Origin of the sequence: Cytobacillus firmus DS1, assembly GCF_000565285.1 — a bacterium.
In the GTDB taxonomy this organism is placed as follows: Bacteria; Bacillota; Bacilli; order Bacillales; family Cytobacillaceae; genus Cytobacillus; species Cytobacillus firmus_A.
This window is the reverse complement of record NZ_APVL01000032.1, coordinates 12,089-30,976: the sequence shown is the minus strand read 5'-3', so window position 1 is coordinate 30,976 and position 18,888 is coordinate 12,089. Positions and strand designations below refer to the sequence as shown.

Genomic DNA, 18,888 nt, shown 5'->3' with positions numbered 1-18,888 from the left:
TCCACATGCACTTTTCCGATATGCTCAGCAATTTTCTTCGCTTCCTCATTCAGTTCTGGTACATAAGAGCCCACTGAGATAACAAAGCCGTTCATTACATACCTTACTCTGTTTTTTTCTCCATGGATGTTATTTTTAACTTGTGACAATAATGCTCGTATTTCACTGACATTAAGCTCGTCATCAGGTGTGATCGATACATAATTAGAATACGTGCTCCAGCCACAGACCGAAACCATTTCATCCCCTGATTTGATCCACTCCCGGGCCAGTTCAAGAGCATATTCACTTTCCGCTGCCACCTGGGCAACTGTATACTCTGCAGCCATGTACCAATATGCCTTTTCAGCCCATTTCTGTAAAGTCTCCTTTGTCATAAGCCTCGGATCGACAGATAGCCCTGCCAAATACATCGCATCATGATTTCCTGATTCATATAATTGAAGTGCCAGTTCATGATCCTTCTTTACAAACTTCACAAGCTTTTTCAAATCTCCAACCTTCACGCCAAAAAAGGGCTCCTTCGCCCCGTGATTCATAAAGATCCGCTTCGTCTGCTCTGTGCCAAGCTCCTCAAGCTTTTGCATGATTTCTTCGTAAGTCATATTCTCTCTCCCTTTCAACCAAAACCAACCCCTCCTGATAAAATATTTCTAAATCCATTTTACCATAATATGGACATCAACTAAGTGACTCTCATAAAAAACATGCTCCCATTTACCGAGGCAGGGTGTATAATCCCTAGACTTTTTCCTTCTGAATTTAAGTGAATTTTCATTGAACTACCGAAAATAGTAAAAACACTTAGAATATTTGTTGCATTTTTTTACAAAAAAGGATAATTTTAAGTCATAAAGAATAATATGTTACATCTGCTGAATTGGCAGACCTTACAGCGAGAAAATATGTTATGGAAAAAGGGGAATAAAACACATGCAAAAATATAGAAGGAGAAACACGCCAGCTTTTACATTTTTAGCATACTTTACACTGATTGCCGGTGTTGGGCTGTTTCTGATCGGACTTTACAATGCTGATATGGAGCTTAATGAAAAAGGATACTACATTGCCGTCATGCTTCTGGTGGCGGTCGGGTCCATTTTGACTCAGAAAGTGACACGGGACAATGCCGAAGATGCGGAAATCATGGCAGAGCAGGAGCGCAGATCAGCTAAAATTGAGCAATAATACACAAACTCAGAAAGGCTTCTGTTTTTTATTGAAATAAATAATGATTGACTTTAACACTTAAAAGCGTTTAAGATATAAAGCATCCTAATACTTAAATGCTTTGAAGGAATTGAAGTAGTGGTATCCTCCCTGTTACAGAGAGCTGGTGGTGCTGAAAACCAGTACAAAGGAAATCACGAATTACGTTTCTGGAGCTTCTTATTTCTATTCTGAAATAAGACGGTTTAGCCGTTATTCTGTGAAGTGGTAAGTTCTATACTTACAATCAGGGTGGTACCGCGAATAAATTCGTCCCTGCTGAATGAAAATTCAGCAGGGATTTTTTATACTCAAATACTTTCGCACTTAAAAGCGTTTAAGCATAAAAACTAATAAAAGGAGACATACCAAATGAAAAAACCGATCCCCCTGCACTTACGTCCATTTACAGCCCAGCAGCATTACAATGCTTACAGCCCCATTGATCATGCGGTTTGGAGATATGTGATGAGGCAAAATCATCATTTCCTTGAGGACATAGCCCATGATGCATTCACTTCAGGTCTGAAGTCATCCGGTATTTCCATCGACAGCATTCCAAGGGTAAGTGAAATGAACGATCATTTAGATAAAATCGGCTGGGGTGCTGTCATTGTCGACGGATTGATCCCCGGCACAGCGTTTTTTGATTTTCAAGCGCATGGCATCCTTCCAATTGCAACGGATATACGCCAGAAGACTAATATCGAATACACCCCTGCTCCTGACATTCTCCATGAAGCGGCGGGGCATGCGCCGATTCTATTTGATGAAACATACTCAGAGTTTGTTAAATTAATAGGGCATTTCGGAGCTAACGCTTTTGCGACAAAAGAAGAACATGAGGTGTTTGAGGCAACCAGGCATTTATCGATCGTCATGGAAAGTCCAGCTTCGACTGAAGAAGAAATTGAAGCAGCCAAACAGCGATTAAAGGAAAAACAACAGCACGTAAAAGGATTTTCTGAAGCTGAGCAAATCTCCAGGATTTTCTGGTGGACGGTCGAATTTGGCCTGATTGGCGAACTGCAGAAACCCAAGATCTTTGGTGCAGGACTGCTGTCATCTGTGGGCGAAAGCAAGCATTGCCTGTCCGATCAGGTGAAGAAACGCCGGTTCACAATTGAAGATGCTATTAACACCAGCTATGACGTTACATCTATGCAGACCCAGCTATTTGTTTGCGAAAGCTTTGAACAATTGATAAAAGAAGTGACGAGATTCGGCGAGTCGATGGCCTTCAGGCAAGGCGGAACAGCGGCTATCGAAAAAGCGATCGCTTCAAGCCAGGTTGCGCACATCGAACTCAATTCAGGCATTCAAATTACTGGTCTTTTCACTGATATCATGAAGGATGCAGAAGGTGAAGCCATCTATGTCAAAACGACAGGTCCGAGTGCCCTTTCGATTCAAAATGAACAAATTAATCATCATGGTCCTGATATTCACCATGACGGCTTTGGAGCGCCGATCGGAAAATTGGCTGGAGGCATTAAGCTTGAGAATCAAACGGAACAGAGCCTGAAAAAACTTGGCATTGAGATGAATAAAATGATGCAAATCACCTTCGAAAGCGGAGTAGAAATATCCGGCCATGTGACGAATCTTTTATTTAATCATGATTCCCTTGTTTTGATATCACTTGAAGAATGTCTCGTCAAAAAGGGAGATGAAATCTTGTTCCACCCCACTTGGGGCACCTATGATTTAGCTGTGGGCAGCCAGATTGTTTCTGCACGGCCGATCGCAGCAGATTACGCTGCATTCCACGGAGAATCTGTTATGAATGAAGAAAGCCCAAAAGAAGGAACAGCCCTAACCCCTCTGGAAGAACTATATGCGGAAGTAAGGCAAATCCGGGAAACAAATTTCCCTCAGGATGTCCTTCTTCACAGTGTTATCGGAAAAATTCTCGATGAGTTCCCGGAAGAATGGCTGCTTCAGCTGGAAGTTCTGGAACTGCTTGAAAAGCATGACAAAGAATCGCCTTTGAAAAAACTGCTCCTGGACCAGCTTGAAAAGTTAAGTAGGGAAGAACGCTATGTCCGCCTGATCCAAAACGGACTCGATGTCATCTTTGATCGGAGGCATGTCACAGTATGACAAAAATAAGTGAAGAAGAAATAGCCCGGAAATTATCCACTCTGCCGGACTGGAAAAGAAAAGACAGCAAATGGATAGAACGGCGCTATCGCTTCAAAGAATATTTAGACGGTATCGCCTTCGTAAATAAAATTGCATCCCTTGCCGAAAACGAAAATCATCATCCTTTTATCGCCATTCAATACAAAATGGTGATCGTCTCCCTCACTTCCTGGAGTGAAAATGGGCTGACAGGTCTGGATTTTAATCTAGCCCGGCAGATAGAAGATGTTTACCTTGCAGACCATAATTAAGAAAATAAGTGCCTGTTGAGATGGCAGGCACTTAATTTTCCATTGTATCAAGAGGAATCTCATATTCCCGAAGCACTTCGTAAAACGCCCTTCTCTTTGCATACCAGTCTGCATGGATATTCAGCAAAATCTTTTTGTCATCCTCTAAAGTAAATTCAAGCTGAGCCGGCAGCCCTCTTTTGTTTAGCTGAGTGACCGACTCCACCTCTTCCCACTGATAGCTTTCAACTGCCTTTATAGTGGATGCCCTATTAATATGAATTCCCTTCTCATTCAAATAGGAATACACATCAAAAGACAGATAGAATATGAAAAGAGACAGGCCGAACAAGAAAACAGCTGTTAAAGTCAGCCAATATGAAGAATTCATTTCCCTGGAATACAGAAAAAGCCCAGCAACAGCGAACAAAAGAAAAAATCCTGCACTAAAAATCACATATGATAGTTTATAGGTGCTAAATGCCAAGAAGAATTGAGGATGAAAGTAGAATTTATGAATGAAATTGACGCAAATGATGCTGATGGGAATTACGCTTAACATGTAAATCAGGCCTAGACTGAATATCTTAGGTATTAAACCTTTTTCATGGGCAAGCTGAATAGGTCATCACCCCTTTACAATTACCTTATATTACAATATTCATATATAAAGGTAGATAAATTTATAAATAAAAACGAAAAAATATCCGCAGATGAGCGCAACGGTTGATTTATAAAAATTTTTGGAGTATATTAATTGACGTGTCAACTATTGACCTATCAATTACCTTTAAAGGCGGGAATGCTGTGTTCAAATGTTCAAAGGAAGAAGAATTAATTGCTGCCCGGCTGTTTGAACTCAGTAAGCAGACAATGCCGAAGTTTGAACGCTGTACAGGCATCAGCCAGTCGCGGCTTGAGATTCTTCGGGAGCTTTTTGAAGCGGAAGAAATTACACAGCGTGAGCTTCAGAAAAAAGTGAATATTGATCATGCTGCTGTCACAAGACACCTTAAGCAGCTCGAAGAAAAAGCTATGGTAATCCGCAGGAAAAATCCTGATGATAACCGGTTTACTTACGTCAGCCTGACAGAGGGAGGCAAAACGAAGATAGCTGCATACTGCGAAGAAAAGCAGCAGTTTATTTCCAAAATCCTGAACGGCTTTTCGGAACTTGAGCGAAGCACACTATTAAATATGCTCACTCGCATCCAGGAAAATGTAGATAATATGTAATTTTTTCATCGAGAAAAAACATAAAGGAGAGTTCATCATGAATAAAACCATTATCAATGACTTTAAAGAAATCGTTACAGGCCGCCGTTCCATCCGTAATTATGATCCAACTGTGAAAATCAGCAGGGAAGAAATGGCTGAAATCCTGGAAGAAGCCTCTTTAGCTCCTTCATCTGTAAACCTGCAGCCATGGAGATTTGTGGTAATTGATTCAAAAGAAGGCAAAGAAACACTGGCACCACTTGCAAAATTCAATCAAAGGCAGGTAGAGACATCAGCAGCTGTCGTTGCCGTCTTTGTTGATATGAAAAGTGAAGCATTCATTGAAAAAATTTATGATACAGCTGTTGAAAAAGGATACATGCCTTCAGATGTAAGAGACAAGCAGGTGCCAGCCATCAAAGGTTTAGTAGAAAATATGACATTCGAGCAAAAGAAAGAAATGAACCTGATTGATGCCGGTCTTGTATCCATGCAGCTAATGCTTGCAGCACGTGCACATGGCTATGATACAAATCCAATTGGCGGTTATGAAAAAGACCGCATTGCCGAAGCTTTTGATTTAGACAAGGAACGCTATTATCCTGTAATGCTAATTTCCATCGGGAAAGCCGCTGATCAAGGCTACAAATCAGTCCGCCTGCCTGTTGAAGATATCACGGAGTGGAAATAACTCATAAAGGAGAAATATAATATGATCATTATTCATGCTGGATTCCAAGTACAAACTGATAAAGAAGATGATTTTCTTGCTGAAATCCGTCCGCTGATCGAGGCGTCCAGAGCAGAAGAAGGCAATATCTCTTATGACCTTGTAAAAGATACAGAAAAAACGGGTGCCTATACCATGGTGGAATTGTGGAAGGATTTGGACGCTGTGAAGTTCCACAACCAGACTGATCACTTTACATCCTTTACGGCAAATGCGCCTCAATATTTTGCTGCACCTCCTCATGTGGAAGTATATGATGCGAAACCTGTAGATAAAAAATAAATTATAGACAAAAAGACGCTTGGGATAGGAGATGCCCAAGCGTTTCTTCGTCTTTATTGCTTTTTATTCTCATTCTGATCATGATAAGCAATGAGAATGACTTCTTCTCCCTTATCGTCACTTAACTGCTTCTCCAGATTATGCACCTGCTGCAAGTCCTCGCTGGACAAATTTGCAAATTGATATTCTTTATCCATTTTTCATCACCTTTTCGCTGTAAGATACCTAAAGTTTGTGTTTACCAAGCATTTTTATACACATAAAAAGCCCGGGAATCTTCCACGGACTTCATTCTTCTTATTTAATCCCCAAAATGGCAATTGATATGACAGCTAACACCAGGCTCAGCAGCAATGACATGCCCCAATGTTTCTTATCAGTCATCTTGAATAACACATTCATTACGGAACTGATTGCCAAAAAAATAAAGAAAACAAATAAAAAAATCATAAATTCCATTATTTCTTAACCTGCCTTCTGCCCTGTTTTCGCAAGGAAATAAGAAGAGCTTCCCATTATCATCCCTCCGAATATCCCCATGAAACTGCCGGCTATTGCCCAATAGGCAGACAGAAAGATGCCGGACATAAGCAAAATCAGCCCTCCTATAAACAGGGCCATTCCCACTTTCATTCTGCATCTCCCCTCTGTTACTCAGTCTAAATCTTTAACAACCGCCATTTCCTTCCCAAATCGGTGGCCATGATCTGCAAATCCCAAACTTGCATAAAGATGGTGTGCCCCAAGATTCTCTGGATGGTAGCCTACTGCAATTTTTTTCGCATTCGGCAGTTTCGCCATCTCCGAAATCATCAGTTCTGTGGCTTTTTTGCCTATTCCCCTGCCTTGGTGCGCCTTATCAATCATAATCCGGTAAATCCAGTAAGCATCCAATTCTTCTATACATGTATTAAACATTAAGAAGCCGACAGCTTCCTCTTCCAAGTAAATCACATACGGTCTCAGCGCTGTTTCAAATCTGGATTGCGCTATGGATACAGCATTCGGCTCCATATAAGCTTTCTGTTCATCTGAAAGCTCCAATAAACAGCAGTCATACCAATTGTCTGCTGTTACTTCTTCAATTTTCACTTTACCTGTATTCATACTAAATTTCCCCTTTTCACATTTTGGGGAAACGCTGTTTTCAATTAGGCGTTCTCCCCTTATTTTTCTCCATAATAACTAAAGTTTTATTTAGCATTTTTGAACGCCTCCTTTTACTAAATTGTCAGAAAAAACAAGACACACTCATTATACTATATTATTTCAGTAAATGAGCACATCGGATTTCAGTTATTTTTTCTTAGGAAAGGCCATATATAATATATTGATTCAGCAAAAAAGGGGAGGATGCGATCATATGCCAGCGAAGCAAATTCGTTTACGGAGAATTCAAAGCCTTGCTCACGACATTATGTTAGAAATGAACTCAAAGGAAGACCATAAGAAGAATGAATCATACAGAACAGTCATTGATCACTTATCACGTGCGATTGGGGAACTTTCTGATCCATCGGGTGATTATTCATTGGATTATGTAGAAGAAAAAGTAGCTACTGCCCATTATAAGATCTTTAAAAACATGAAAAAACTGACTCCGCTTCGAAAAACAAAAGAATCTGCATGGTAAATTTTTTTGAATGAAACTGATAATTATTATCAATAATAAATAGCAGGGAGGTAACCAGATCGGTTACCCTTTTGGCTTACATTTCCGGCTCAAACGTTTTACAGTCTGTTTCTTTGCTGTTGGACGCCTGTTTGCCTTTATGGCTGACAACATAAATAGCTTCTGCAGCGCACTTATTTCCCTGTTCCCAATAAGTGCAGTTATTTACTTCACAAAGAACATCTTTAGCCATGTATATCACCTCCTGTTTTATTTTTACCTTTCAGGATGGTGATATACAGCTAGATTATTTTTCTATATCCTTTAGCAGTTTAAAGTGCTCTTTGTTCGGATTATCCCACCTTGCTTCAGTTCTAAACAAAAATAAAAACCTACCTCTGAAATACTTATGGCTAAGCAAATCCTTTCCCTTCGCCAAAAAAACAATGGTAAAATAGACCCATCCTTACTGGTTCAAAATTTTTAAAATAGTATAATACCATGAGTAAAAGGGCGGTAATAAAATGTCAGTATTTGATTTTAAAGTGAAAACTGCAAGTGGACTAACCACCAGCTTAGAAAAATATCGCGGAAAAGTACTTTTAATAGTCAACACAGCAACTAAATGCGGCTTTACGCCACAGCTGACTGACCTACAAAAGCTGCAGGAACGATATGGAGACCAAGGTTTGCAGATAGTAGCATTCCCTTCTAACCAATTTGCGGAGCAAGAGCCGTTAAAGGACGGAGAAATTACTGAATTTTGTGCATTAAACCATGGCGTAAACTTCCCTATTTTAAAAAAGGTTGATGTCCGGGACGAGAATGCTCATCCTTTATTTACATACCTGGCAAGCCAAAAACCTTTCGAGGGCTTTAATATGAGTCACCCAGTCTCCAAGCTGCTGATGTCGATTCTAAACGAACGCCATCCTCATTATTTACAGGGAGATTCAATCAAGTGGAATTTTACAAAATTTTTAATAGATAGAGAAGGAAATGTCGTTGGAAGATTTGAATCAACGACAGAACCATTCGAACTGGAGCCTCATATTGAAGCTTTAATTTAATGAAAAATGCCGATTTCCTCCCAATGGAAATCGGCATTTTATTATTTTTCCCGGTCTAAACTGCCTTCTTCTTCTTAACCGGAGCCGGCTTTCCAAAAAGATAACCCTGAAACAGCTGATAGCCCATCTTCTTCAGCCAATCAAAGTCCTCCCTTGTTTCAATGCCCTCTGCGAGAGGAACCGAACCCATTTTCATAGCCTGGTGCAAAAGTGCTTCCGCCGTCTTCTGCTTCTCTGGATTTGTTGACACGCCCTGAACATATTTCATATCCAGCTTCATATAATGCGGCTGCAGCTCGCTCAATAACTCGACCGTGCTGAATCCGGCTCCCACATCATCCAGTGCATAGCGGAATCCTTTTTCCCTATAATAAGCGAGGATTCTTTTCAAATGATCCGTATCCTCCACTTTATCTGTTTCCACTACCTCAAATACGAGCCGATTCGGATCCACACCTAAGCGGTTCGCAAGCTGTACCGTTGATTTCAGGCAGAACTCCGGCGAGTAAATGCTTGTAGGAATAAAATTAATGAATGCCTTTTTATCGATAAACGAAGCAAACCTGACCGCCGTCATGCGGCATAAGCGATCGAGCGCATACAACCTCCCGCGTTTTCTGGCTGCACCAAATATTTCTCCCGGTAAAATCACCGACCCATCCTCCCGGTAAAATCTTGCCAGCATTTCATAGGCAAACACTTCTTCATCTCTATTGAGAATCGGCTGTGCATGACAGGTAACCAGCCCATTGGCAATCACTTCATCAATCCACTGGCTATCCAGGATCTCGGCAGCCTCCGAAATGGGGTGCCACGCCGCATCGGCCAACCTGAAGCTGACACATTCAGCCTCCATATGGTCCCAGCAAAAATCAAGAAAATCCCGCATGCCATCTTCCTTCAGCACGAACCGGTCTGAATTAGCTTCCACCAAAACGCCTTTTCTCTCCAAATGCTCAATCACGCTTGAAAGCATCCGGCAATTTTGTTCTCCATCTGCCTTTACCTCAAAGCGCAAATCCTGCACCATACAAGCATTACAGCTCATTCTAAGCACACCCTTATTATGTAATAGTTCCATTTTACTATATTACCGGATTGCTTATAGGTAAAACGCATTGAATCAGTTTTTAAAATAAAAAGAATGAATGATTAATGCAACAAGATAGTCGTGATTGTTGTCTTCCACATTGATTTCCTGAACACCGCTAATAATGTGACTCCGCTTTAATCTGCCAAGCACGTCTGTTTCTCTGGATAAAGAAATGGCTGAAATAAGAGATGACGCAGAGGATATATAAGAAACGTCATGGAATCTGTATTCGATAGCTTCTTTTAATTTTGCTGCATTCTTTAAAGTGATTACTGTATGAGCTTCTCCTATTTGCGTTCCGTTCTTATAGATCCTCCATTGATCCTGTTGGCTTATCCACTTTTTACGATACCAGCGTACATCATACAAATCCTGGTCAATGCGCACTTCAAAAGACAAATACCAATTTAACCCGAAACTATCACCTAAGGCATACTGCCATCTCTGAGGAAAATAACGTTTTACGTATCCTCTCAGATTTTGTCCCTTAAAGAGCGGCTTTTCAATCATTAACGATTTTTGGATGTGATAAAATGACCAGTCATCATTGGATTTCGGCTGATAAGCCCTCTCCCTGTCTGCAAGTCTCTTACTAATGAAAAAAATCACGACAGATGCAGCAGGAAACAAAAAGGCAGCAGCAAACATAGCGGGTTCAAATGCGTCAAATACCAAGTACCGCGCAAGCAAGGTTAATATAAACAAAACAAAAATAATATTTAATTGAATCATTATGTTCACCTCAAATAAAAGACTACCCCCAGCCACAGCCGAAGATAGCCTCTTTAATAATCACTCATACCGCAAAGATTCAATTGGACTCAGCCTTGAAGCTTTATTGGCCGGAAGCAGTCCGAAGATGATGCCGATCGCCATTGAAAAGAAAAGGGCTCCGGCGACGACCTGCCATGAAATGAGAGATGGCCATCCGGCAAAGAATGAAATGAGAGATGCCGAACCCCAGCCCAGCAGGATCCCCAGCACTCCGCCGATCAAGGTCAGGGTGACAGATTCGATTAAAAACTGTCCCATGATCTGTCCCCTGGTCGCTCCGAGTGCTTTACGGATGCCGATTTCCCTCGTTCTTTCCGTTACAGATACGAGCATGATATTCATGACGCCAATTCCCCCGACAAACAGCGAGATGCCGGCGATGCTGCCGATGATTAACGTCATGACCTTTGTAATCTGGCCGATTCCTTCTGCCATTTCTTCCATGTTGATGACCATATAAGATTCTTCTGTATTATGCATCTTGTTAAGTAAGCTGGCAGCCTTCTTTCCAGCCGTCTGAAGCTGATCAGCGGATTCTGCCTGAAGCGTCACCTGGGTAAAGTCACTCTTCCCATAAATAGTCTGCCATGTTTTGGTAGGCACATAGACCTCCAGAACACCGAATGAAAAGAGCCCAGTCGGCTTTTCCATGACGCCAATAATCTCAATCGGCTGGTTCCCAATCCGGATCACGTCGCCAACCGGCGACTTGCCGTCAAAGAGCTCCTCCTGCATGGAAAAGCTGACAAGCCCTACCCTGCGTCCGCCAAGGAAATCGGCAGCCGTGAAGGATCGCCCTTTTTCCAGGTCCACATTGTTCAGCTCAAAATAGGCAGGACCTACTCCTGTCGTTGAAGTCTCTGCTGTCTGTTCTCCATATGAAGCCTGTGAAAACTGTGAGCTTGAAGCAACTACCCGTTTAATCTCTGGAATCTGCTCCAGTGCTTTGATATCTTCCCCGTCAAAAGGAGCTTCATTAAATATGTTCGGGTTTGCCTGAATTTCCTCCTCAGAAGGCTGATAAAATAATTCCACTGTATTGCCCGGGCCTGTCAGCTGCGTTTTCAGCATCGCTTCTCCGCCCTGGCCGATGGCAACCACAATGATGACCGCTCCAACACCAATAATGATTCCGATCATGGTTAAAATCGATCTCATTTTATGCGCCTTCAATGAGCTGAGTGCCATTTTGATATTTTCTAAAAAACTCATACAGGCGCCCCCCTCCGTGAAGGTTCAGCGTTCACAATCAGCCCGTCCCTCACCATAATCGTGTGATGAGCATATTCTGCTATCTCAGGTTCATGTGTCACCATTACAATTGTTGATCCTTCATGGTTCAGCTCACTGAACAGTTCCATAATGGAGGCACTTGTTTTCGTATCTAGTGCACCTGTCGGTTCATCCGCCAAGATGATTTTCGGCTCGTTCACAATCGCCCGGGCGATGGCAACCCGCTGCTTCTGCCCTCCTGATAAGGCATTCGGCAGATGCTCCATCCGATCGCTCAGGCCCACTTTAACCAGCGCTGCTTCCGCCCGTTCCAATCGTTCCTTTTTGGCAAGGCCGCTATAAATCATCGGCAGCTCGACATTTTGAATAGCCGTCAGCCTCGGAAGCAGATGAAACTGCTGAAACACAAACCCGATCGACTGATTTCTGACCCTGGCCAGCTCTGCTTCCGAGTAATGGGATATATTCTCTCCATCCAGTTCGTATATTCCTTCTGTCGGCAGATCAAGGCATCCAATAATATTCATAAGTGTGGATTTGCCCGATCCGGATGGGCCCATAATGGCTACAGAATCACCTTGCTCAATGCTTAGGTTAATTCCTTTTAATACTTCAATGCTTTCTTTTCCCGCTTGATAGGACTTGGTTATGTCACTGAGATTGATCATTTTGCATCCACTTCCACGCCGTCTTTCAGCTGATCTGATGGATTCGTAATGATCAAATCCTTCTCTTTTAGTCCTTCTTTTATCTCGATTTTATTCCCGGAAGCAACACCAGTCTCTACTTCCTGTTTAAAGCTTTTCTGATCCCTGACCACGAATACATATACACTGCTGTCACCCGTTACGACTGCGTTTGCAGGAACAGTGAGCGCCTTCTTTTTATCCGTTTCGATTTCCATTATGAGCTGAAAACCCGGTTTCAGAGGCATCTCCTTTACTGAAATCTCCACCCGATACTCCGGCGCACTATTTTCCGCAGGGTTTATTACCTGGTTCTCTTCAGGCATGTCAGCCACCTCGCTGACTTCACCTTTCCATTCCTTGTCAGGAATCGCATCGGAGCGGAGGGTCACTTTCTGCCCTTCTTTGACCTTCAATGAGTCGAATTCTGAAAGCAGGCCCGATGCTCCGATTGCTTTAAGATCTCCAATATAAATGACTGGCTTTCCTGCCGAAGATGGGTCGGATGACGTTGCTTTGTTCACCTGGAGCACCACTCCATCCATCGTGCTCTTAATCTCTAATTCTTCCAGGCGTTTTTCAATATCCTTCTTCTGCAGAAGCACCTGGCTTAATTCCAGATTCGCCAATCGCTTTTCCAGCTTAAGCTGATCCCTTTCAGGCTGTATCTGTTTTTCAGCTTCTTTTTTTCCAGTCTGATTGCGCAGCTCTTTTTCCTTATCACCCAGCTCATCTTCCTGTTTTTCCAGCTGATTGATCTTTAAATAACCTGATTCAGCCTGGAGTTTAACTTTTTCCAGTTCGAGGGCTAATGCCTGCTCATCAAACCTGGCCAGAACCTCTCCTTTTTTGACTGAATCCCCATCTTCCACAAGGAACTCCTTTATTTCTCCTTTTTCGGGAGAGGCATATATCTTCTGTTCATTTACCAGCTTCACTGTACCGGGAATCATTATCTGTTCTGTTATTTCCTCTTGCACCGGATGGGCGGTTTTTACTTCAGGCCCTTTCGCGAACGCCTGTCTGTAGATGCTCACGCCAGCCATCAGCAAAACCACAGCCGTCACTCCGATGGCAATCCAAACTTTCTTTTTCATTTAAACACCAGTCATTCCTGAGACGGTACTGCTGAGTAAAGCAAACAGAATGCCAATAATGAAGAACGCAATCGCAATGCCCCAAGCCCAGCCTTTTGATAATCCTGCCACCCGCTGCAGCCCCAACGCCGTGATAACTGACTGCCAAATGCTGAATAATTCAATAGAACCTAAGATTCCCGGCTTCTCACTATTCATCAGCCCTGCTAAACTAGTAATAAAAATTTCCGGATTTCCGCCGATCGCGGCTCTCAATGCCATGTTAAGGATAAGACCAAAACCGCCAATCACAATAATATAGACATTCATAGAGAATAGCTGTTTAAACGTCGCATCAGATCCGGCAATCTTCGTGAAAATCATATAGATAGCACTTGAAATCAGCGCCACAAATACCGGAGTGAAAATACCTGTAATGGCAACTCCGCCCCTTGCAAACATCATCACCATTTCCGCTTCCGCGTCACTCATCCCTTCGAGGCCCAGATAAGAAGCATCCATCGACATTGCCATTAAAAACATGCCGATCGAATAAATAATACTCACCAATATGAGCGGCACCCAAATCCTCGGATTCTGGCGGATCCGGTCAAACTGCTCCACCGGACTCCATATCATCCCTAGCAAACTCGGTTTTGCACTGCTCGTTTTTACTTCCTGTTCCATATAGAACACTCCTATTCCAGTTAAAAATAATTCCACTATGCATTACGGAATCATATAGAAAAGGTTTCAAAAAATTACATTTTTATCCTAAAGAACTTCATACTTAAACTGCCTTCCGCTGAAAATAAAAATAGCCTCCGAGATAAAACAGTAAAAAGAATCCCCCGATCACAGTCATAAGCTGCTCCCATGGAATAAAGAAAATGTCACCATTCTCTGTCGCTGGGTACATCATGGCAAACGGCTGTGCCCACGGATAATAAGGGCCCACTTTCTCGGAATTCATAGCCAGAATGGATGGCAGCGTAAAAACAACATTGACCGCAAAAGGTGCCGCAAAGCTTTTGAACCAGACGGACATCCACAGCTGCATCGCGACTAATGGAAATGCTGCGACCCAGCCTCCCAGTATGCTCTTCCAGATAATCGCCGCGGGAAACGGATCAGCCACACCTTTATACAATCCTGCTCCGACAATAGCGGCTAAATAAAATAACTGGATAAACAAAACCAATAACAGGATCAAAACATATTTAGCCGCAAACACCTTCCCCCTTGTGACTGGCAGCGCCAAAAGCTGCTTCCAGCCCCCGGCCTGATGCTCATACCTGCAGACAAGGCTTGCCAGGACCCCTGTCACTAACGGCAAAAAGAGAACCGCATAAGGCAAATTCATATAAATCAAAAGCATATACCATTCGTTCATCATCCCCGCTGCTTCAGCTATATCTGCCCCAATACCGGCACCCAGCCCAATCAGCGGCCCCACTAAAAGGATGCCGATAATGTTTGATTTGCGCAGTTTAAACCATTCCGATTTCAAAATAGTAAGCATCTATTTCACATCCCTTCTCACAAAATCAATCATGCCGGCTGCGTATAAAAATAAGCCCGTTCCGGCACCAAGCAGGACGTTGATGATCGGTTCCTCCCACTCATTAAGCAGCAGCGGCCATTTCCAGATCAGCCAATCCGGTAAAGCATAGCCGGCATAGGTCAAAATCACGCCCACAATCCCCAGAGTGATTGGCACACCCTGGTTCACACTCACGGCCGCTGCCCATAGCTGCAGCGCCAAAACAGGCAATGCCGCAAAAAACGGATAAAAGCTATATTTCAGCAGTCCGTCATACGGAATCTCACCGCCCAAATCCAGAGAGATTCCAAAAGCAAGCGTGAACAGCAGCAAAAGCACAGAAGAAATCAGGAGCAGAAGTGACAGCACCGTGAATTTTGATAAATACACGCTCATTTTCGAAACCGGCAGTGCCATCAGCTGTTTCCAGGCATTCGTTTCATTTTCAATGCTCGACATAAAAGACGTCAGGATGACGATGCCCAGCACAATCGCCAGCGGTGTGAACGAATGGATATTGTCCAGATAATACCCCCAGCGGTCATCATTCTGTCCGAACAAATAATCCTTGCGCACCCCGTAATTGACCATCTGCATGGCTACTACCCCAATTGGACCCAGGACGGTCAGGAACCAGATTCCTTTTCGCTTGATTTTCATAAATTCGGCTGACAGCAGTTTTCCCATCATCCGGCCTGCTCCTCTCTTGTCATTTGCAGGAATATGTCTTCCAATGACCGTCTTTCTTCTTCCACCCGATACACGGAAAACCCATCTGCCACAAGTCCGCGTACAGTCTCAGCCACATTTTCATCCGACTGCTCGGGCAGCGAAATGATGCCATTATCCAAACCAGCCTTCATTCCTCTTCCAAGCAGGGTACGCCAGGCTTTATCGCTCTCGCTGACCTTTAATAGAACAGATTGCTGTGCAAACATCCGCATCGCTTCAATAGAATCCTGGAAAATCATTTTCCCTTTTGTCACAATGCCTACTGTTGTCGCCATCTGGTCAATCTCCGATAGTAGATGGCTTGAGATCAGCACGGTCATGCCGCATTCAGATGGCAGGCTTTTTATTAAATTGCGAATCTCAATAATTCCTGAAGGATCCAAACCGTTTGTCGGCTCATCCAAAATCAGCAGTTCCGGGTTATTTAAAAGTGAAGCAGCAATCCCAAGCCTCTGCTTCATCCCGAGCGAGAAGCCTTTTACTTTTTTATCACCAGCAGCTGTCAGCCGGACAATTTCCAGCACTTCATCGATTCTCTGTTTCGGCACACCCACTATTTTTCTCAAGGCTTCCAGATTTTCTTTTGCCGTTAAATGGGGATAGTAGGATGGTGACTCCACAAGCGAACCCACACGTCTCAATATATTTAACCTTTCTTGCTTTAAATCATTTTGAAAAATTTCAATTCTTCCGGAAGTAGGCTTCATTAGCCCCAACAGCATCCGGATTGTAGTCGTTTTCCCTGCCCCATTCGGTCCCAGAAATCCATAGATCTCCCCTTTGGGTATTTTCATTTCCAGTCCTGACACAGCTTTCTCCTGGCCAAAATGCTTTGATAAATTCTCTGTTTTTACGATATACTCCATTCCTTCTCACCTCACTTTCCATCTTAGCCATTGAAGGTTAAAACAAAGGTAAGGGGAAGTTTAAAATTCGTTTAAAAATGACACTTTTTACCTCCTCATACGTTTAATACAGAGAGAGGAGAAATCATTATGACGTATAAAAAACTTTTTAACATTGGGTACGCGGTATTCCTGCTTGCCGGCTTACTCGTATATTTCTTTATTCCTCACACTTATGGCTGGGTTGTCCTGGTTACTCTGGCTGTTCTTTTTGGCGCCTATCAATTGATTATCTTATGGAAACTGAAGCAAAAAAGGAGCACCTCCTGAGGCTGCTCCTAATGTCTTCTAATAATTTTAATCACTGTACCACTGTCACCGGACTCAATATCCCACTCAAGCTTCATACCCTTTACCATCATATCCACTATGGATAAGCCTATCCCCGCTCCTTTTTCATTGGAACTGTTTTTCAGCCCTTTTCCATGATCGATAAAAACAATGGCATCACACTCTTCGGTGGATACTGCCGCCACTTCAAGGTATAGCCCATCCTTCGCATGCCGCAGCACATTTTGCAGAATGTTATCAAAAATACGGCCCAGCCACATTGGATCGGCCTTCCATTTCTTCTCAAATGGCTCTAACTCGATGTTCACTTCAAAGCTTTCCTTCTCAAAGACCGGATACCAGGACGCCATATTTTCACGAACAAACCGGACGGCATCCAGCTCGATCAACTCCTGCTTATGCTTGCTCGCCATTAAAAGCGTGTAGCTCATTAAATTTTCTATCAGTCTATCAATATTGACGATGGAGGTTTCCAGTGCTTTGACAGCCTGTTTCCCTTCAGGAGAAAGATCCTCCTTTCCGATTGAGTAGGTGTGCGCATTGATTTTCGTCAAAGGTGTACGCAGATCATGTGACAGATTAGCAATCAGCTCTCTCCTCAGCTGCTCTTCTTCCTGCTCGCGCCGCTTGCTTTCTTTAAGCTCCTCGACCATCTCATTAAAGGTCTTCTCCAGCTGGCCAATTTCATCATTCTTTTGCACATCAATTCCGATCGGCAGGCTGTCAATATCCCGTCTTTCCATTGCCTCCTGGAGATGAAGCAGCCTTTTGCGAATGCCCCGGAAAAATAAAAAGGAGACGATGATAAACAGGGTAATGATCAAAAGCAGACCCGCTCCTAAAAAGATTCCGTATTTTTCTGCTACCTTCACCATCGGTGGTAGAAACAAATTCCTCGGTATTTCCAGAACGATAAAACCGTTCTTTTCATCCCCGCCAATAAAGCTAATGACTGTAAAAGGGTCTCCGCCATACCTCTCCTTAATAAACTTCGCTGTATAGGCAGGCGTCCACTGCGCAGGCAGATTCCCCTTCACATCCAGCTCCTCCATCAGATTGCCCATTTCATCTACCCAAAACATCGAAGCATCAGGATACGTCTTTTTCCATTCAGCAAATAGACTGCTTATGGATTCACTTGAGCTATTTTTCAGTGCTTTTGCATCCGCATGCCATTTATCTTCAATCTGCTTAGGATCCGTTTCATTTTGGTTCTGTTCCCCTGAAATGTCTTCCTGAAGACCCATAGCCAGCATAGCCACGAGTAAGTAAGCTGCCTGAAACAGAAATAGAGCAACCAGAATAATCGCCATATACTTCGTCTGCAGCGATTGAGAGAATCTTTTCATATCTTCACCCTGTAGCCGATTCCGCGAATGGTCTCAATGATTTCAGGACGTGATGGGTTTTTCTCGAGCTTTTCACGAAGATAGCGGATATGAACCATCAGGGTTTTATCGCCCTCCATGTATTGTTCTCCCCAAACGCCTTCATAAAGCTGCTCTTTTGTCAGAATCTGATTCAGATGGCGAATGAAGAACTGAAAGAGCTGGTACTGCTTGCCTGTCAATTGAATTTCACCGTCTGCCTCCCGGTCGATAATCCGCAGATCCTTTGTATGTATCTGCAGGTGGTGAAGCTCCAGCACCTGATCATTCTTCTGAAATCGCCTTAACAATACTTCAATCCTTGCAGCAAGCTCATCCGGCTGGAAAGGCTTTGTCAAATAATCATCCGCAAAGCTCAGGCCCTCCAGCTTATCCTCCACCGCCGTCCTTGCCGAAAGCATCAATACTGGCATGTCATTACTTACTTTCTTTATCCGCTTCCCTATCGAGAACCCGTCAAGCCCGGGAAGCATCACATCCAAAATCGCAATATCTGCTTCCAAAAGATAACCTTCCATCCCTTCCCCGGACTGCAGCCAGATCACCTCATGGCCTCTTTCCCCTAAATCGTTTTTCAGCCAGCTGCCAATATCGCTTTCATCTTCTATGTATAAGATTCGCGCCATACTCTCCACCCTTAAACTTATCTTTTTTACTTATCTTTTATCAAT

The 18,888-nt window shown here is 43.1% G+C and carries 27 protein-coding genes and 1 other annotated feature; of the genes, 9 read left to right on the top strand and 18 right to left on the bottom strand.

What is annotated here, in order from left to right; translation table 11 throughout:
- Window positions 1-605: DNA alkylation repair protein (locus PBF_RS22920; protein ID WP_035333103.1), on the bottom strand; the 605-nt coding region annotated here is incomplete at its 3' end.
- 328 nt (window positions 606-933) lie between these two features.
- On the opposite strand from PBF_RS22920, the gene PBF_RS22915 reads away from it, so the two are divergent.
- The 3 genes from PBF_RS22915 (at window position 934) to PBF_RS22905 (ending at window position 3,605) form a co-directional block, all read left to right on the top strand.
- Complete coding sequence (locus PBF_RS22915) at window positions 934-1,188, top strand: YiaA/YiaB family inner membrane protein (RefSeq protein WP_009335475.1); 255 nt, start codon at window positions 934-936, stop codon at window positions 1,186-1,188.
- Between the two features lie 94 nt (window positions 1,189-1,282).
- Window positions 1,283-1,490, top strand: a binding site (T-box leader).
- Window positions 1,491-1,581: 91 nt separating this feature from the next.
- A complete protein-coding gene (locus PBF_RS22910) occupies window positions 1,582-3,312 on the top strand; it encodes an aromatic amino acid hydroxylase (protein WP_035333098.1) in 1,731 nt (576 codons plus the stop codon).
- The gene (locus tag PBF_RS22905) at window positions 3,309-3,605 is read left to right on the top strand and encodes a 4a-hydroxytetrahydrobiopterin dehydratase (RefSeq protein WP_035333096.1); all 297 of its coding nucleotides are present in this window, start codon (window positions 3,309-3,311) and stop codon (window positions 3,603-3,605) included. The genes PBF_RS22910 and PBF_RS22905 overlap by 4 nt, the downstream gene beginning before the upstream one ends.
- Before the next feature lie 31 nt (window positions 3,606-3,636).
- On the opposite strand, the gene PBF_RS22900 is transcribed toward PBF_RS22905, so the two are convergent.
- Window positions 3,637-4,014: a hypothetical protein gene (locus tag PBF_RS22900; RefSeq protein WP_035333095.1), complete on the bottom strand. Its 378-nt coding sequence runs from the start codon at window positions 4,012-4,014 to the stop codon at window positions 3,637-3,639.
- A gap of 377 nt (window positions 4,015-4,391) precedes the next feature.
- Between PBF_RS22900 and PBF_RS22895 the strand changes: the two genes are divergently transcribed.
- The 3 genes from PBF_RS22895 to PBF_RS22885 are packed head-to-tail and all read left to right on the top strand — an operon-like array spanning window position 4,392 to window position 5,814.
- Window positions 4,392-4,820, top strand: coding sequence for a MarR family winged helix-turn-helix transcriptional regulator (locus PBF_RS22895; RefSeq protein ID WP_035333094.1), 429 nt, complete (start codon window positions 4,392-4,394; stop codon window positions 4,818-4,820).
- Between the two features lie 37 nt (window positions 4,821-4,857).
- Entirely contained in the window at window positions 4,858-5,493 is a 636-nt protein-coding gene (locus tag PBF_RS22890; RefSeq protein ID WP_035333092.1) for a nitroreductase family protein, read from the top strand.
- A gap of 21 nt (window positions 5,494-5,514) precedes the next feature.
- Window positions 5,515-5,814: a putative quinol monooxygenase gene (locus PBF_RS22885; protein ID WP_035333091.1), complete on the top strand. Its 300-nt coding sequence runs from the start codon at window positions 5,515-5,517 to the stop codon at window positions 5,812-5,814.
- Between the two features lie 53 nt (window positions 5,815-5,867).
- On the opposite strand, the gene PBF_RS26275 is transcribed toward PBF_RS22885, so the two are convergent.
- The 4 genes from PBF_RS26275 to PBF_RS22880 all read right to left on the bottom strand — a co-directional run bounded on the left by PBF_RS26275 (window position 5,868) and on the right by PBF_RS22880 (window position 6,921).
- Complete coding sequence (locus PBF_RS26275) at window positions 5,868-6,011, bottom strand: hypothetical protein (RefSeq protein ID WP_160169284.1); 144 nt, start codon at window positions 6,009-6,011, stop codon at window positions 5,868-5,870.
- Between the two features lie 100 nt (window positions 6,012-6,111).
- Window positions 6,112-6,273 carry a hypothetical protein gene (locus PBF_RS26610; protein ID WP_200870086.1) on the bottom strand — a complete coding sequence of 54 codons (162 nt, stop codon included), beginning with the start codon at window positions 6,271-6,273 and terminating at the stop codon, window positions 6,112-6,114.
- Window positions 6,274-6,279: 6 nt separating this feature from the next.
- On the bottom strand, window positions 6,280-6,447 hold the full coding sequence (locus tag PBF_RS26605; protein ID WP_200870085.1) for a hypothetical protein: 168 nt from the start codon (window positions 6,445-6,447) through the stop codon (window positions 6,280-6,282).
- A 21-nt stretch (window positions 6,448-6,468) separates the two neighbouring features.
- Entirely contained in the window at window positions 6,469-6,921 is a 453-nt protein-coding gene (locus tag PBF_RS22880; RefSeq protein ID WP_035333090.1) for a GNAT family N-acetyltransferase, read from the bottom strand.
- A gap of 256 nt (window positions 6,922-7,177) precedes the next feature.
- On the opposite strand from PBF_RS22880, the gene PBF_RS22875 reads away from it, so the two are divergent.
- Window positions 7,178-7,447, top strand: coding sequence for a hypothetical protein (locus PBF_RS22875; protein WP_035333089.1), 270 nt, complete (start codon window positions 7,178-7,180; stop codon window positions 7,445-7,447).
- Between the two features lie 76 nt (window positions 7,448-7,523).
- Here PBF_RS22875 and PBF_RS25245 read toward each other — a convergent pair whose 3' ends face one another.
- Window positions 7,524-7,679 carry a DUF1540 domain-containing protein gene (locus PBF_RS25245; protein ID WP_064503427.1) on the bottom strand — a complete coding sequence of 52 codons (156 nt, stop codon included), beginning with the start codon at window positions 7,677-7,679 and terminating at the stop codon, window positions 7,524-7,526.
- A 271-nt stretch (window positions 7,680-7,950) separates the two neighbouring features.
- Here PBF_RS25245 and PBF_RS22870 point away from each other — a divergent pair, with 271 nt between their 5' ends.
- Window positions 7,951-8,496: a glutathione peroxidase gene (locus PBF_RS22870; RefSeq protein ID WP_035333088.1), complete on the top strand. Its 546-nt coding sequence runs from the start codon at window positions 7,951-7,953 to the stop codon at window positions 8,494-8,496.
- Window positions 8,497-8,551: 55 nt separating this feature from the next.
- Here the strand turns inward: PBF_RS22870 and PBF_RS22865 are convergent, their stop codons facing one another.
- From PBF_RS22865 to PBF_RS22825, 9 genes are all read right to left on the bottom strand, one after another.
- A complete protein-coding gene (locus PBF_RS22865; protein ID WP_035333087.1) occupies window positions 8,552-9,544 on the bottom strand; it encodes an EAL domain-containing protein in 993 nt (330 codons plus the stop codon).
- Between the two features lie 75 nt (window positions 9,545-9,619).
- Window positions 9,620-10,321 (bottom strand): hypothetical protein, encoded by a 702-nt coding sequence (locus PBF_RS22860; RefSeq protein ID WP_035333086.1) that lies wholly within the window; start codon window positions 10,319-10,321, stop codon window positions 9,620-9,622.
- 60 nt (window positions 10,322-10,381) lie between these two features.
- Complete coding sequence (locus PBF_RS22855) at window positions 10,382-11,575, bottom strand: ABC transporter permease (RefSeq protein ID WP_035333085.1); 1,194 nt, start codon at window positions 11,573-11,575, stop codon at window positions 10,382-10,384.
- Complete coding sequence (locus PBF_RS22850; protein WP_035333084.1) at window positions 11,572-12,264, bottom strand: ABC transporter ATP-binding protein; 693 nt, start codon at window positions 12,262-12,264, stop codon at window positions 11,572-11,574. Before PBF_RS22850 ends, PBF_RS22855 begins: the two co-directional genes overlap by 4 nt.
- Window positions 12,261-13,379, bottom strand: coding sequence for an efflux RND transporter periplasmic adaptor subunit (locus PBF_RS22845; RefSeq protein ID WP_035333083.1), 1,119 nt, complete (start codon window positions 13,377-13,379; stop codon window positions 12,261-12,263). Before PBF_RS22845 ends, PBF_RS22850 begins: the two co-directional genes overlap by 4 nt.
- Window positions 13,380-14,045 carry a Yip1 family protein gene (locus PBF_RS22840; protein WP_035333082.1) on the bottom strand — a complete coding sequence of 222 codons (666 nt, stop codon included), beginning with the start codon at window positions 14,043-14,045 and terminating at the stop codon, window positions 13,380-13,382. It abuts the gene before it with no gap.
- Window positions 14,046-14,148: 103 nt separating this feature from the next.
- Window positions 14,149-14,880 (bottom strand): ABC transporter permease, encoded by a 732-nt coding sequence (locus PBF_RS22835; RefSeq protein ID WP_035333081.1) that lies wholly within the window; start codon window positions 14,878-14,880, stop codon window positions 14,149-14,151.
- On the bottom strand, window positions 14,881-15,591 hold the full coding sequence (locus PBF_RS22830; RefSeq protein WP_035333080.1) for an ABC transporter permease: 711 nt from the start codon (window positions 15,589-15,591) through the stop codon (window positions 14,881-14,883).
- Window positions 15,588-16,499 (bottom strand): ABC transporter ATP-binding protein, encoded by a 912-nt coding sequence (locus tag PBF_RS22825; protein WP_035333079.1) that lies wholly within the window; start codon window positions 16,497-16,499, stop codon window positions 15,588-15,590. Before PBF_RS22825 ends, PBF_RS22830 begins: the two co-directional genes overlap by 4 nt.
- Before the next feature lie 129 nt (window positions 16,500-16,628).
- Here PBF_RS22825 and PBF_RS22820 point away from each other — a divergent pair, with 129 nt between their 5' ends.
- Window positions 16,629-16,808 (top strand): hypothetical protein, encoded by a 180-nt coding sequence (locus PBF_RS22820; protein WP_035333078.1) that lies wholly within the window; start codon window positions 16,629-16,631, stop codon window positions 16,806-16,808.
- Window positions 16,809-16,816: 8 nt separating this feature from the next.
- On the opposite strand, the gene PBF_RS22815 is transcribed toward PBF_RS22820, so the two are convergent.
- Together PBF_RS22815 and PBF_RS22810 are read right to left on the bottom strand one after the other, a co-directional pair.
- On the bottom strand, window positions 16,817-18,178 hold the full coding sequence (locus tag PBF_RS22815) for a sensor histidine kinase (RefSeq protein WP_035333077.1): 1,362 nt from the start codon (window positions 18,176-18,178) through the stop codon (window positions 16,817-16,819).
- Window positions 18,175-18,843 (bottom strand): response regulator transcription factor, encoded by a 669-nt coding sequence (locus PBF_RS22810; RefSeq protein ID WP_035333076.1) that lies wholly within the window; start codon window positions 18,841-18,843, stop codon window positions 18,175-18,177. Before PBF_RS22810 ends, PBF_RS22815 begins: the two co-directional genes overlap by 4 nt.
- Window positions 18,844-18,888 lie beyond the last annotated feature (45 nt).